This window comes from Flavobacterium urocaniciphilum (genome assembly GCF_900110615.1).
GTDB classification, from domain to species: Bacteria; Bacteroidota; Bacteroidia; order Flavobacteriales; family Flavobacteriaceae; genus Flavobacterium; species Flavobacterium urocaniciphilum.
This window is the reverse complement of the sequence record NZ_FOEI01000001.1, coordinates 824,214-837,053: the sequence shown is the minus strand read 5'-3', so window position 1 is coordinate 837,053 and position 12,840 is coordinate 824,214. Positions and strand designations below refer to the sequence as shown.

Genomic DNA, 12,840 nt, shown 5'->3' with positions numbered 1-12,840 from the left:
GTTTTTTATTTTACTTCCAATCAATCTTTCTAGAAAAGTACATTACAGCAGCTAAAATGGCAAACAATCCGATACTTCCTACTAATAAAGCATAGTCTTCTAATTGAATAATTACATAGATAAATGAATATAATACACTCAATGAAATAGCAATAAAAGCTGGGAATTTCTTATTCTTCAAAATGGAAATCGAATACAAAGAAATCAAGGCAATTACGGCTATGGCTGCAATTATATAAGCTAGTGAAAAACTACTGTGTTCGGTAATTGAAATCAATAAAGTGTAAAACATTACTAACGCAATTCCAATCATTGAGTATTGAAAAATATGAATGTTGATTTTACTGATCGATTGAATTAAAAAGAAAATCAAAAACGTTAATCCAATAACTAAAAATCCATATTTACTAGCGCGTTCATTTTGTTGGTATTCGTCAACTGGAGTGATAAAATCTGTTGCAAAAGCATAGTTCGATAATTCTGGTAACGATTCGAAGTACTGTTGTGCAAATGGTCTGTTGAAATGTAAAATCTTCCAATTGGCTATAAATCCATTTTTGGTAACTTCACGAGAAATAGGAGAGAAGTTGCCATTGAAATTTGGAGAATTCCAATCAGATGTCATTTTGCAATCAGTTGTTTTTCCAATAGGTACAATTTTAATTTGTTTGCTTCCGTTGAAAGAAATATCAAAAGTAAAATATCTTGAATTAGCAATAGAATTATAATCGAAAGTAGTTGATTCTAAAGTTTGTGTACTGTCTTTTTCTTCTGAATTTCCTGGTTCGAATTTAAAACTTTGACTTCCAAAATTGATTTTAACTTCATCTTTTAAGCTTTTCAAATTGGTAGTTCTGATGATGATTTTAGCTTGATTCCAATATACATTTTCATTTGGAATATTTCTTATTTGAAAATTTGGTTTAGAATAAGAACCTGTAAAATTCATTTTAGTTGAAAATACATTCGATTTGAAAATGCCACGTTCTAATGGTTTTTCCATTTTTGCAGAAACTGTATTTTTCAATTCATCTGGAAAGAAATACGCAAAATCTGATCTTCCTGAAACGGGATTTTTATAAGGAATTTTTAAAATCGGACCGTAAACATACACGGAACCGCCCCATTTTGATGTTGTTTCACTAACGACTTCTTTTTGTCTGATGCTTCGCTCGGTAATTAAATCTTGAACGAAGAAAAGCGGGATTAATAATACTAATGTTAGAATTCCAACCATCATCATTTTGGCTGTAGAAGATTGAAAAAACGATTTGTTTTCTGTTTGTTCTGGTGTTTTAATGTTGATTTCCATGATGTTTAATTTTAAGTTAATTGATTAATGATTATTTATTGATATTGTTTTGTTTCCAATGATAAAAAAAGATATAACTGATCAGAATTAATGAACCCAATTGTATGGTATAAAGGATGGTATCGTATGTAAAAAACGCATAAATCGATGTGTAAACCAATTCAAATGGTTTGCTAATAATATCCCAACTATTAAATCGGAGTACACGACCCATGTATATTCCAAAAGCACTTAAAAAGCTAATGGAAAGCATGAAAAAGTTCCCCAATTTGTTACCGTATTTTGCAAGTGTTAATTGATGAATATGAAATAAGGAATGTAAACCCATATAAAATCCTGCGATACTAAAACTTGAAATAATAAGCATATCTAAGCCAAACTGAAATGTGTTTTTGAAATGTAAATGAGTAAAATCAGTAAGAATATAAAAGGTATTTGGAATGAATAAAATCCAAATTAGAACATAAATAGTATTTTGAATTTTTTTCTCTTTATGGAAGAAATTAGCATAAATACTAGTGGAAAGCATATAGGGAATAATTGCTAAGAATAGATTCCAAATTAGAAAAAGCAAATACATGGAATGTGTAATTTTTACTCTAAGTAATAATAAAGCAATTGCTACAAATGATGTTAGCCAAACCGCTGTATCTTGTTTGCGATTTAAGATGTAAATAGAGATGATTCTGTTCATAATATATAGTTTAAAATCCTGATATTTCTAATACTAAATAAATGTATAATGGAACTACAGGTATGTTTAAGAGTAATAATCCTGAATTAAGCAGGTATTTTTTCCAATATGTTTTTGAATAAAATGCGCAGATAGTATTGATAGCAAATAATAAGAAATTTATTAAGGCTGCAAAAAGAGTAAAGTATAATCCAAGGATTATTAAACCATCAGATTTACTTGTTATATAACTAAAGGATATTACAGCACAATATTGACAAATGGTTTTCATGTCGTGGTAATGCATTTCAGTTAGTGTTCTCATAGAATTTAGTTTTTAATATTAAAGATGTATTGAACTTCAGTTAATGGCATGTGTAATACCTTTGAAAAGTCTAAATGATAGAATTGATGTGCTTGTTTTCCTTTTTTAAAAGCGGTATAAAATTTTTTGTATTCATAAGGATAGAATACAATTCCAGTTGAAATAACAATAAATACAAACGGACTTCTTTTACCATTTCCTAATAAATAAAACTGCATTTCTATTTCATTTAAAACAGTTATTCCTGTATTTGTAAGTACATGATATACATCGTGTTCTTCCAATTTTTCTTGTATCGAATAATTATGATTCAATAAGAAACTACCTAATTGATAGCCTAAAGAATTTGTGTCATTTTTCATGTAATCTTCAATGGTTAAATTCCATGCTTTTGCTTTTGTTTTAAAAAAGTATTCATATGGAACTTTAATGATTTTGTAAAGGGTTTCAATGATTAAATCTTTCATATTTTAATTTTTAAAGTACTTTGAAATTCAAAGTGCATGGATAAAAAAATAGTGTTATTTCGATTGTAATAATTTTTCCAATGCAGCAATATGATCCTGGAATGCTTTTTTTCCAATAGGAGTGATGCTGTATTTGGTGTTTGGTTTTTTTCCAATAAATTGTTTTTCTACAGAGATAAATTCATCCGATTCTAATGCTTTAATGTGACTGGCTAAATTTCCATCGGTAACACCCAGAAATTCTTTCATCGAATTAAAATCGACAGACTCATTCACCATAAGAACCGACATAATTCCAAGTCGGATTCTATGATCAAAAGCTTTGTTGATATTTTGGATGATGTTTTTCATAGTCATTGCGAGGCACGAAGCAATCTCATTTTAAAGTTTTGCAAAAATATTAATAATTATCATAAACCGTTTCTAATAATTCAGAATCGTGTAATTGTGATGGTGCTACAACTTTTTCATGATACGGAATTTGTGAACCATATCGTTGGTACATTATTTTTTTGACTAAAGGATTATCTAAATTAAAATCTTTAAGTTCTTTAGTATTGCATAATTCAATATTCGCTCCGTTTTTATAAATTTTCCATACTAATTCAGAACAATAAATTTCAGCATCCGACCAATTGAAATAAATGTCATAATTTTTGTTCAACATTCCTTCACCATATTTTTTCATGGCATTAATTTGATTTGTAGTTAATTGATTTTCTGAATTCTTTAATCTTTTCACTGCATATTTTGCACTTTTTCCGTGTGTAATCCATTCTTCAATGGGTGTAATTTTTACGGGTTGAACCGCTTCATAGACATAGGTTTTACCGTTTTCAATAAAAATAATACCACAATGCGAAAATTTTGAATTTGTCGCAATTCTTACGGCTTCACATTGTTCTGATTCTGAAGTTTGAAAAATCACATCTCCGTTTTGAAATTGAATTTCCGGACTAATTGTATTTCCACATGAAATTAGAAATGTTGCACAAATTGTAATTGTAAATAGAATTACTTTTTTCATAGATATAAAATTATTTTCTCTCATATTTAAACCACATCATAGCTCCATAAAAAATATGACATAATCCAAACCCTAAAACCCAAAAATATAATCCAAATCCAGAAAATTTCACTGCTATTAATCCTAAAATAATTTGAGTAATTCCTAAAAATCGAACATCTCTAAAAGTATATTTGCTTGCATTAAAACATGCTAAACCATAAAATATTAAAGATAGTGGAGCAACTAATCCATAAACTTGTTCATTTAAAAGTAAAAGAATTAATAGAGCTCCTGTAATTAATGGAACCATAAAATTGGTTAGTAATCTTATAGAAGTAGCATTCCATAAATTCTCATTATTTTTTTTAGCTTTATTATGTGAAAGTACAATTCCAGTGATTGTTGAAGCAAGTAAAATACATAATGCATCAATTAATAAAAATTGAAAAGTTTTACTTTCTAATGTAATATAAATATAATCATTATCACGAATTAATAAATGTGCAACTAAAGCACCAATTAAGGCATAACAGCCTGCTAACACACCAGATAATCCACTTAAAGATAAAAACGTTGATGATTTACTCATCATGTTTTTAATTTCTTTTAAATCTTCTAAATAATCTTTATTTTCCATTAGTTTCTGTTTAGATGTATTAAATTATGATCCAGCGATTGGACTATTGAAAATTCCTATGGCTAATTCTGCCCAAATTAATAAAAACAAAATTAGTAAGCTTATTATTAACGAAATTTTAATTTTTGGATTGGTAATTTTTCGATACATGAATTCACATGAAAATCCAATTATGGATAATAATCCTCCCATTATAATAAAATCAAAAACAGACCAATTTACTTCATTTGTAAATTGCATGGCAACTAAAGGAATTAATAATAAAACAAGTATTAATAGTCCAATATTTTTCTGAGATTTTGTAATCATAATCAAGTGTATTTTAAAGTACTTTGAATTGCAAAGTTAAAAATAATTTTGAATCATCCAAATATTTCAATAAAAAAACGTGATAAGTAAGTTCTTATCACGTTTTAGTATAATTTTTATCTGAATTTATATTCTGAATATTCCTCCAAAAGCTAAAATACTTTGAAAAAACCAAAAATGTTGTTCGGCTTTATCTGACTTGTATTGAGTAGTTCTAATGTCGTTCATATCAATGTAACCGCCTTTTAATTCAGCTTGAACAAAGAAATGTTTAAAGAAAGTTACATTTAATCCAGCTTTAGCAGAAATTCCATATCCTGCAACATGAAATTCATCGTATCTGTCTTTTCCTAATAAACGCGTATTTGTTTTTGGTAATAAGATTCCAGCCCCTAAACCTTCTGTTAAATTGATTTGAACTTTATCGCTATTCCAAGTTTTGAAAATTTTAGAAGATATATCATCAACTCTTGAAAATTCTGTATGAATGTAATTTAATCCATCAGTATGTTCAAAAGTTAAAAATGGAGGAGGAGTGTCATTATCGTCTGTACTATAATTTGTACTGAAATCGATAGGTGTATTATTATATGTTCCATTATACAAAGAGCCATTATCTGAAGCAGGTAAATTAACATATCCGCTAACATTTGCAGTCTGATGTTGTGAAAACACATACTTCATATGGTCAAATCCAATAGCAATATTATAATGATCAGAAATAAAATACCCTAATTTAAAATTTGTTTGAGGAATTGTCATTCTCTCAGGATTGATATAGTCAATATGTAATCCTTTAGGTTTGTCTTGAGCTTCGGCATTATGGACTACAAAATCGTAATTTTCACCATAGAAATGGATATCAGATTTAGTATACGTTTCTCTGTTTCCACCCCAAAAGAAAAATAACTTTCCTTTGTTATGAGCTGTGTATTTTTCAGGAGAAATTACAGTTTCTTGCGAAAAGGTGTACTGTGAAAAAACACAAAAAGATAGTACAACCATTAAAAATGATTGTTTCATTATAGTATTAAAAAAATTAAAATTGATTTATGGTTTGTCTGATAGCTACTAATTTTTTCATTAAACCTTCGAAATAATCTAAGTGTAACATATTAGCACCATCACTTTTAGCATTTGCAGGATCAAAATGAGTTTCAATGAAAATCCCGTCAACTCCAGTTACAATTCCAGCTTTAGCAATAGTTTCAATCATATCTGGTCTTCCACCTGTAACACCACTAGTTTGATTTGGTTGTTGTAATGAATGTGTAACGTCTAAAACTGTTGTTCCGAATTCTTTCATAGTAGGAATTCCTCTAAAGTCCACAATCATGTCTTGATACCCAAACATAGTTCCTCTATCTGTAATCATGAAGTTTTCATTACCGCAATCTAAAACTTTTTGTGCAGCGTGTTTCATGCTTTCCGGACTCATAAATTGTCCTTTTTTCAAGTTTACTGTTTTACCAGTATTTGCAGCAGCAACAACTAAATCAGTTTGACGAACTAAAAAGGCAGGTATTTGTAATACATCTACATATTCTGCAGCCATAGTAGCATCTTCGTTAGTATGAATATCAGTAACAGTTGGAACTCCAAATTCTTTGGAAACTTTTTGTAGAATTTTCAATGCTTTTTCATCACCAATACCAGTGAAACTATCAACACGAGAACGATTCGCTTTTTTAAAACTTCCTTTAAATACGAAAGGAATCTTTAAGTCGTTTGTTATAGTTACTAATCGTTCTGCAATTCGTAAAGCCATTTCTTCACCTTCAATAGCGCAAGGTCCAGCTAATACAAAGAAATTTCCAGAATCGGTATGTTTTATTTGAGGTATGTTGTTGATGTTCATATCTTGTTTTTTAGTGGTGCAAAGATAAAAAATAAAACCTTTCAAACGTAGGTTTAAAAGGTTAGATTTTATTACTTTTTTGTGGTTCTGTCTATTTTTTTTGTAGTGAATCCTTTAGGACACATTACTTTACCTCTTTCATAGGTGTCGATGTATATTTTTTTGGTTTCAGAAATACCTTCAAAGGATACTTCGTAAAGATCTAAAGTTCCCGCACCCATTTTATTATTTTTTGAAGGAAATGGGCAACATGTTTCGATTAGTTTATAACTTAACTTTTCACCATTCGGACCGGCTAAACCATTGAAATAACGTTCTACATTTTTATTATTACTATTTTCATAAACAGAAAATCCAATATTTACAGGATAATATTGACTGTATCCATATTTCATATCGGTAGCATATTCTATAATAATGAATTGGTTTTCATATATTTCCGGATATGCTGCCGTTTGATCAATATTTTGAATAGTGTTTTTTGTACTAATACAAGAAGAAAGTAGAGTAAATGACGCTAATAAAATTATTTTTTTCATGATTACTTAGTGTTTTTTGATTTAATGATTGCTGATGCCAAAGCTGCAAAGATTATACCAAACGACAAACAATCTACAATTCCTAGAGTGATATAAGCTTTCAAATTAAACACCGCTTCTGCATTTTCTAATTTGATACCTCTTGAAGTTGAAGCGTTTATCATTTGCTGGAAAAACTCAGGATTTACATACTTTAGTTTGAAATAAAAAGCAAATGGTGACAAAATCATCGCAAAAACAGATAGAACAACTCCTGAAATTAAGCCTTGTTGCCAAGTCATGATTCCTTTAAAATAATTTTTTTTCTTATCTGATAATTGTAAAATGTAGATAAAAAAGATAATTACGTAAAATAAGTTGGTTATATATGGTTGATTGTCAATATTTTGATTGTGATAACCTAGTGATTTTTCTAGCTGAAACCATAATATACTTAAGAATGTATAATAAATTGCCCACCTAAATTCTATTTTAAATTTGTTCATTTTGCTTATATTTGGAAAATCGAAAACAAATATAATAAATAAACTATATTACTTTAAACTTGGTAAATGGAAGTTATACATAATACTTGGCACTGGTCTGTTTCTGGTTTTTTAATTGGTGTTATCATGTTAGTTTTGACCTATTTTGGTAAAACTTTCGGGATGTCCTCTAACTTAAGAAATATTTGCAGCATGACCTTTGCTAAAAAGAAAATTGAGTATTTTGACTTTGATTGGAGAGCTCAAAAATGGAATTTAGCCGTTGCTTTAGGAGCTATTGCTGGTGGTTTTATAGCATCTTATTTCTTAATGGACTCCACAGAAATACTTAAATTAAATCCGAAAACAATTGAAAATTTAAATCATTTAAATATTGATGCACCAAATGGTAAAATTGGCCCAGACGCTTTATTTAGTTTGGAAAACTTATTTACTGTAAAAGGATTTTTTATTTTATTAATTGGTGGTTTTTTAATTGGTTTTGGAACTCCTTATGCTGGAGGATGTACTTCAGGTCATGCTATATCTGGACTAAGTAATTTACAAATACCCTCTTTAATTGCGGTAATTGGGTTTTTCGTTGGTGGGTTAATTTCCGCTCATTTTTTAATTCCTTTAATTTTCGGATAATGAAGTTGATAAAGTTTTTTTTAGTAGGTGTGGTTTTTGGAATTGTTTTAACAAAAGCTGAAGCGGTATCTTGGTATAGAATTTATGAAATGTTTATGTTTCAAAGTTTCCATATGTATGGAATTATTGCAACTGCAATTTTCGTTGGTGTAACAGGGATTTATTTAATAAAAAAGAAAGATATTCAAGGTTTTAAAGGGGCCGAAATAAATATTCAAGATAAAGAGTTTTCTATTTCAAGATACATTATTGGTGGAACGATGTTTGGAATGGGTTGGGGATTAGTAGGATGTTGTCCTGGACCAATATTTATCTTAATTGGAAATGGAGTATTATCAATTTGCATTGTATTGCTAGGGGCTTTATTAGGAACTTATGTGTATGGTATTCTAAAGAACAAATTACCACATTAATTATTTGTTAATTATTTGATTATTAAATATTTACAATTAAAGTTTTCGTAAATTTATAGAGCAAAATGTGTAATATATGAAAACAATTGTTCATATACAAAATTTAAGTGATGGTTGTGTAAATACCGTTTTCAAAACATTAAATGCTTTAGATGATGTTTCAGATGTTAGAGTAGAAGCAGAGTATGGTTCAGTAACTTTTGAATATTCAGATCCTCATACAATTGAATTGGTTACAAATACGTTATCTGAAATTGGGTATCCAGAAGAAGGAAAATCAAATAGTTTCTCTTCAAAAGTAAAATCCTACGTTAGTTGCGCTTTCAGTAGATTTATAAATTAAAAAAAAACCGACCAACTGGTCGGTTTTTTTATATGATAACAGCACTTAGCCCGGCATCTTGTAAAGAGGCACACTGTGGTTTTAATTTTGGTAATTCTCCCGTTTTTACGGTACATTGACCTTTGTAATGAACTAAAATAGCACATTGTTCTGCTTGTTCCCAAGTATGGTCACAAACACGTACCAATGTTTCAATGACATGATCAAAAGTGTTTACATCATCATTATATAAAACAATTTCATTGTTTACACCAACAGCTTCCTCAACTAATACTTCTTCTAATGTTTCTATTAATGTGCTCATAACTAATGATTTATTCTAATACAAATTTACTATTTTTTTGAATATTTCAAACCTAACCAATTGTTTCTTTCTTTTTTAGATTCAAAAGTTAGTCCTAATTTTTCGCAACATTCGTTAATAGCATCAAAATCTTCCGTGTAAAATCCACTTAATAATAAAATGGAATTGTCGTTCATGCAATTAACGTATGTCGCCATATCATTTAATAATATATTTCTATTAATATTAGCAATGAATACATCGTATTTTTGTCCGTCATTTAACCAAGAAGCATCACCTTCATAAACAGAAATATGTTTACAATTATTACGTTCAGCATTTTCAATGGAGTTTAAATAACACCAATTGTCAATATCAACAGCATCAATTGGTTGAGCGCCTTTCATTTCAGCTAAGATGGCTAAAATAGCAGTTCCGCAACCCATATCAATAGTTTTCTTGTTTGTTACATCTAGTTCTAACAAATGTTGAATCATCATGTGTGTTGTTTCGTGATGACCTGTTCCGAAGCTCATTTTTGGTTCGATAACGATTTCGTATTTCGCATCAGTTTCTGGGTGAAAAGGTGCACGAACATGACAAATTCCATCAACATCAATAGGAGTGAAGTTTTTTTCCCATTCTTCATTCCAATTTACAGGCTCAATTTCATTTGTTTCATAAGAAATTTTGAAATTTTCATCCGAAAGAATTTTAATATTTTCTAAAATATCATCTGAACAAAAATCCTTTTGAACATAAGCGGAAATACCTGTTTCGGTTTCTTCAAAACTTTCAAAAGCTGTTTCTTCTAATTGAGCAATTAAAATATCTGAACCAACTTGCTTCGCCTGTTCGCTATTGCTCGAGTCTTTTGGCTCAATTGTAAAATGATATGCGATGTAAATATTTGACATTTTGTATACTTTTAGTCATAAAAAAATAGGAAGCAAAATTACTACTTCCTATTTTAATATTTGTATTTTTATTTAATAAAGTTTTGGAAACTTATTCGGATTAGCCTCGTTCATTATTTCGTAAACTTTTTCAAAGATATCTTCTGTACTTGGTTTAGAGAAGTAATCACCATCTGTTCCGTAACTTGGGCGGTGTGCCTTAGCTGTTAATGTTTGAGGTGCACTATCTAAATGTTTGTAAGCATTTTGATTTTCGATAATTTCTTGTAAAATATATGCACTTGCTCCACCAGGAACGTCTTCATCGATTACTAATAAACGATTTGTTTTCGCTACAGATTTTACAATGTCTTTATTTAAATCGAATGGTAATAACGATTGAATATCAATAATTTCAGCATCAATACCAATTTCTAATAATTCTTTAGCTGCTTGTTCAACTAAACGTAACGTTGAACCATAAGAAACTAAAGTAATATCTTTTCCTTCTTTAATCGTTTCAACAACACCAATTGGAGTTTGGAATTCACCTAAATTCGTTGGCATTTTTTCTTTTAAACGGTATCCATTTAAACATTCAACGACTAATGCAGGCTCGTCAGTTTTTAATAACGTATTATAGAAACCTGCCGCTTTTGTCATGTTTCTTGGTACTAAAACGTGAATTCCACGAATTGCATTGATAATCATACCCATTGGAGAACCAGAATGCCAAATACCTTCTAAACGGTGTCCGCGTGTTCTAATAATTAATGGTGATTTTTGACGACCATGCGTTCTGTATTGTAATGTTGCTAAATCGTCACTCATAATTTGAATAGCGTACAACAAATAATCTAAATATTGAATTTCAGCAATCGGACGTAATCCACGCATTGCCATACCAATACCTTGACCTAAAATGGTAGCTTCACGAATTCCAGCATCAGAAACACGTAATTCACCGTATTTCTCTTGCATTCCTTCTAAACCCTGGTTTACGTCACCAATATTTCCAGCATCTTCACCGAAAACTAAAGTTTCAGGATATTTTGCGAAAATTTTATCGAAATTATCTCTTAAAATTAAACGAGCATCAACTTCTTCTGATGTTTCATCAAAAGTTGGTTTAATTTCTGTTGTTGAAGCAATATTTAAATTTGATTCAGAGAATAAATGCGAACTATATTTTGGTTGAATTCTTTCAATAAAATTAGTAATCCAAGTTGCTAAAGTGGCTCTATCTGAACCCGATAACATTCTTAAAACTTTACGGGCAACAACTAATAAATCTTTTCTAATTGGTTCTTTTGCTGCAGCTAAATCGTTGGCATATTTTTCAATGAAAACTTTATTTTCAGAGTTTTGTGCTACTTGGTTTAAGATGGCAACAGTTGCAGCTTGATCTTCTTTGATTCCAGCTAAATAATTAGCCCAAGCTACTTTTTTACCTTCTAATACTTCTTTTTTAGATGCCGATTCAATTTCCTCTAACTCTTCCGCTAAAGCGATATTGTTTTCAATCATCCATTTTTTCATTTGCGCAATACAATCGAATTCAGCTTCCCAAGCTAAACGCTCTGCATTTTTGTAACGCTCATGAGAACCAGAAGTAGAGTGACCTTGAGGTTGTGTTAATTCGTCAACGTGAATTAATACAGGAACATGTTCTGTTCTTGCAACTTCAGAAGCTTTTTGGTATGTATCCACTAAAGCAGGGTAATCCCAACCTTTAACACGGAAAATTTCGTAACCGTTATTTTCTTCATCTCTTTGGAAACCTTTTAAAATTTCAGAGATATTTTCTTTTGTAGTTTGGTATTTAGCATGAACTGAGATTCCGTATTCGTCATCCCAAACACTCATAACCATAGGAACTTGTAATACTCCCGCAGCATTAATCGTTTCGAAGAATAATCCTTCAGAAGAGGATGCATTTCCGATTGTTCCCCATGCAACTTCATTTCCTTTTACTGAAAAGTTATTTTCAGCAGGAATTTCAGCTACATTTCTATATATTTTAGATGCCTGAGCTAACCCTAATAAACGTGGCATTTGCCCAGCAGTAGGAGAGATATCGGCACTTGAATTCTTTTGTTTTGTTAAATTTTTCCAATTTCCATTTTCGTCAAGAGAATGTGTAGCAAAATGACCACCCATTTGACGACCTGCACTCATTGGATCAAAATTAATATCAGCATGACCGTATAATCCTGCAAAAAATTGAACAATTGATAATTCACCAATAGCCATCATAAACGTTTGATCACGATAATATCCAGAACGGAAATCACCATTTTGAAACGCTTTTGCTAAAGCTAATTGTGGAACTTCTTTTCCATCACCAAAAATTCCAAATTTAGCTTTACCAGTCAGAACTTCTTTTCTTCCTAAAAGGCTACATTCACGGCTAATTGAGGCGATTTTATAATCGTTTAAAACTTCTTTTTTGAAATCTTCAAAAGATAATGTTTCTACAGTTTTTGATTTGTTCATAATTGAAAAATGCTTTGATACAAATTTATATATTTTATTGCAATATTTTCATTTGAAAGTGATTTTTATGAATAATGTATAATTTTATCGACTTTTAAGTAAAAATAGTTCAGTAAAATTTCAAATTACTAATAATAATTTATCAATAATGTAAATTTATTGATT

Annotated in this window: 18 protein-coding genes; 3 read left to right on the top strand and 15 right to left on the bottom strand. The window is 29.8% G+C overall.

Features of this window, described 5'->3' with window-relative positions; translation table 11 throughout:
* Positions 1 to 10 precede the first annotated feature (10 nt).
* The 12 genes from creD to BMY86_RS03960 form a co-directional block, all read right to left on the bottom strand.
* Positions 11 to 1,312, bottom strand: a complete 1,302-nt coding sequence (gene creD / locus BMY86_RS04010; RefSeq protein WP_091465450.1) for a cell envelope integrity protein CreD — start codon at positions 1,310 to 1,312, stop codon at positions 11 to 13.
* A gap of 31 nt (positions 1,313 to 1,343) precedes the next feature.
* Positions 1,344 to 2,006: a DUF1361 domain-containing protein gene (locus BMY86_RS04005; protein ID WP_091465448.1), complete on the bottom strand. Its 663-nt coding sequence runs from the start codon at positions 2,004 to 2,006 to the stop codon at positions 1,344 to 1,346.
* A gap of 10 nt (positions 2,007 to 2,016) precedes the next feature.
* Positions 2,017 to 2,310, bottom strand: coding sequence for a hypothetical protein (locus BMY86_RS12945; RefSeq protein ID WP_143065585.1), 294 nt, complete (start codon positions 2,308 to 2,310; stop codon positions 2,017 to 2,019).
* Positions 2,311 to 2,315: 5 nt separating this feature from the next.
* Positions 2,316 to 2,777, bottom strand: a complete 462-nt coding sequence (locus BMY86_RS04000) for a Coq4 family protein (RefSeq protein WP_091465446.1) — start codon at positions 2,775 to 2,777, stop codon at positions 2,316 to 2,318.
* 54 nt (positions 2,778 to 2,831) lie between these two features.
* A complete protein-coding gene (locus BMY86_RS03995; protein WP_091465623.1) occupies positions 2,832 to 3,128 on the bottom strand; it encodes a winged helix-turn-helix domain-containing protein in 297 nt (98 codons plus the stop codon).
* A 49-nt stretch (positions 3,129 to 3,177) separates the two neighbouring features.
* Entirely contained in the window at positions 3,178 to 3,804 is a 627-nt protein-coding gene (locus BMY86_RS03990) for a YiiX family permuted papain-like enzyme (RefSeq protein WP_245745597.1), read from the bottom strand.
* Positions 3,805 to 3,814: 10 nt separating this feature from the next.
* A complete protein-coding gene (locus BMY86_RS03985; protein ID WP_091465440.1) occupies positions 3,815 to 4,423 on the bottom strand; it encodes a hypothetical protein in 609 nt (202 codons plus the stop codon).
* Between the two features lie 24 nt (positions 4,424 to 4,447).
* Positions 4,448 to 4,732, bottom strand: a complete 285-nt coding sequence (locus BMY86_RS03980) for a hypothetical protein (RefSeq protein WP_091465437.1) — start codon at positions 4,730 to 4,732, stop codon at positions 4,448 to 4,450.
* Between the two features lie 126 nt (positions 4,733 to 4,858).
* A complete protein-coding gene (locus BMY86_RS03975; RefSeq protein ID WP_091465435.1) occupies positions 4,859 to 5,755 on the bottom strand; it encodes a hypothetical protein in 897 nt (298 codons plus the stop codon).
* 16 nt (positions 5,756 to 5,771) lie between these two features.
* Positions 5,772 to 6,590 carry a 3-deoxy-8-phosphooctulonate synthase gene (kdsA, locus tag BMY86_RS03970; protein WP_091465432.1) on the bottom strand — a complete coding sequence of 273 codons (819 nt, stop codon included), beginning with the start codon at positions 6,588 to 6,590 and terminating at the stop codon, positions 5,772 to 5,774.
* Positions 6,591 to 6,661: 71 nt separating this feature from the next.
* The gene (locus tag BMY86_RS03965; protein WP_091465430.1) at positions 6,662 to 7,129 is read right to left on the bottom strand and encodes a 2-dehydro-3-deoxyphosphooctonate aldolase; all 468 of its coding nucleotides are present in this window, start codon (positions 7,127 to 7,129) and stop codon (positions 6,662 to 6,664) included.
* Positions 7,130 to 7,131: 2 nt separating this feature from the next.
* Entirely contained in the window at positions 7,132 to 7,614 is a 483-nt protein-coding gene (locus BMY86_RS03960; protein ID WP_091465428.1) for a DUF4199 domain-containing protein, read from the bottom strand.
* Positions 7,615 to 7,680: 66 nt separating this feature from the next.
* On the opposite strand from BMY86_RS03960, the gene BMY86_RS03955 reads away from it, so the two are divergent.
* The 3 genes from BMY86_RS03955 (at position 7,681) to BMY86_RS03945 (ending at position 9,000) form a co-directional block, all read left to right on the top strand.
* A complete protein-coding gene (locus BMY86_RS03955) occupies positions 7,681 to 8,244 on the top strand; it encodes a YeeE/YedE family protein (protein ID WP_091465426.1) in 564 nt (187 codons plus the stop codon).
* Positions 8,244 to 8,657, top strand: a complete 414-nt coding sequence (locus tag BMY86_RS03950; protein ID WP_091465423.1) for a DUF6691 family protein — start codon at positions 8,244 to 8,246, stop codon at positions 8,655 to 8,657. Before BMY86_RS03955 ends, BMY86_RS03950 begins: the two co-directional genes overlap by 1 nt.
* A 76-nt stretch (positions 8,658 to 8,733) precedes the next feature.
* On the top strand, positions 8,734 to 9,000 hold the full coding sequence (locus BMY86_RS03945) for a cation transporter (RefSeq protein ID WP_091465421.1): 267 nt from the start codon (positions 8,734 to 8,736) through the stop codon (positions 8,998 to 9,000).
* A 28-nt stretch (positions 9,001 to 9,028) separates the two neighbouring features.
* Here BMY86_RS03945 and BMY86_RS03940 read toward each other — a convergent pair whose 3' ends face one another.
* The 3 genes from BMY86_RS03940 to BMY86_RS03930 all read right to left on the bottom strand — a co-directional run bounded on the left by BMY86_RS03940 (position 9,029) and on the right by BMY86_RS03930 (position 12,675).
* On the bottom strand, positions 9,029 to 9,304 hold the full coding sequence (locus BMY86_RS03940) for an ATP-dependent Clp protease adaptor ClpS (RefSeq protein WP_091465419.1): 276 nt from the start codon (positions 9,302 to 9,304) through the stop codon (positions 9,029 to 9,031).
* 29 nt (positions 9,305 to 9,333) lie between these two features.
* The gene (prmA, locus tag BMY86_RS03935) at positions 9,334 to 10,200 is read right to left on the bottom strand and encodes a 50S ribosomal protein L11 methyltransferase (protein WP_091465416.1); all 867 of its coding nucleotides are present in this window, start codon (positions 10,198 to 10,200) and stop codon (positions 9,334 to 9,336) included.
* 72 nt (positions 10,201 to 10,272) lie between these two features.
* Positions 10,273 to 12,675, bottom strand: coding sequence for an alpha-ketoacid dehydrogenase subunit alpha/beta (locus BMY86_RS03930; RefSeq protein ID WP_091465414.1), 2,403 nt, complete (start codon positions 12,673 to 12,675; stop codon positions 10,273 to 10,275).
* Positions 12,676 to 12,840: the final 165 nt, after the last annotated feature.

Bases quoted from the DNA above. Each gene is read 5' to 3' on its own strand.
- creD (WP_091465450.1), bottom strand. From the start codon at position 1,312: ATGGAAATCAACATTAAAACACCAGAACAAACAGAAAACAAATCGTTT.
- BMY86_RS04005 (WP_091465448.1), bottom strand. From the start codon at position 2,006: ATGAACAGAATCATCTCTATTTACATCTTAAATCGCAAACAAGATACA.
- BMY86_RS12945 (WP_143065585.1), bottom strand. From the start codon at position 2,310: ATGAGAACACTAACTGAAATGCATTACCACGACATGAAAACCATTTGT.
- BMY86_RS04000 (WP_091465446.1), bottom strand. From the start codon at position 2,777: ATGAAAGATTTAATCATTGAAACCCTTTACAAAATCATTAAAGTTCCA.
- BMY86_RS03995 (WP_091465623.1), bottom strand. From the start codon at position 3,128: ATGAAAAACATCATCCAAAATATCAACAAAGCTTTTGATCATAGAATC.
- BMY86_RS03990 (WP_245745597.1), bottom strand. From the start codon at position 3,804: ATGAAAAAAGTAATTCTATTTACAATTACAATTTGTGCAACATTTCTA.
- BMY86_RS03985 (WP_091465440.1), bottom strand. From the start codon at position 4,423: ATGGAAAATAAAGATTATTTAGAAGATTTAAAAGAAATTAAAAACATG.
- BMY86_RS03980 (WP_091465437.1), bottom strand. From the start codon at position 4,732: ATGATTACAAAATCTCAGAAAAATATTGGACTATTAATACTTGTTTTA.
- BMY86_RS03975 (WP_091465435.1), bottom strand. From the start codon at position 5,755: ATGAAACAATCATTTTTAATGGTTGTACTATCTTTTTGTGTTTTTTCA.
- kdsA (WP_091465432.1), bottom strand. From the start codon at position 6,590: ATGAACATCAACAACATACCTCAAATAAAACATACCGATTCTGGAAAT.
- BMY86_RS03965 (WP_091465430.1), bottom strand. From the start codon at position 7,129: ATGAAAAAAATAATTTTATTAGCGTCATTTACTCTACTTTCTTCTTGT.
- BMY86_RS03960 (WP_091465428.1), bottom strand. From the start codon at position 7,614: ATGAACAAATTTAAAATAGAATTTAGGTGGGCAATTTATTATACATTC.
- BMY86_RS03955 (WP_091465426.1), top strand. From the start codon at position 7,681: ATGGAAGTTATACATAATACTTGGCACTGGTCTGTTTCTGGTTTTTTA.
- BMY86_RS03950 (WP_091465423.1), top strand. From the start codon at position 8,244: ATGAAGTTGATAAAGTTTTTTTTAGTAGGTGTGGTTTTTGGAATTGTT.
- BMY86_RS03945 (WP_091465421.1), top strand. From the start codon at position 8,734: ATGAAAACAATTGTTCATATACAAAATTTAAGTGATGGTTGTGTAAAT.
- BMY86_RS03940 (WP_091465419.1), bottom strand. From the start codon at position 9,304: ATGAGCACATTAATAGAAACATTAGAAGAAGTATTAGTTGAGGAAGCT.
- prmA (WP_091465416.1), bottom strand. From the start codon at position 10,200: ATGTCAAATATTTACATCGCATATCATTTTACAATTGAGCCAAAAGAC.
- BMY86_RS03930 (WP_091465414.1), bottom strand. From the start codon at position 12,675: ATGAACAAATCAAAAACTGTAGAAACATTATCTTTTGAAGATTTCAAA.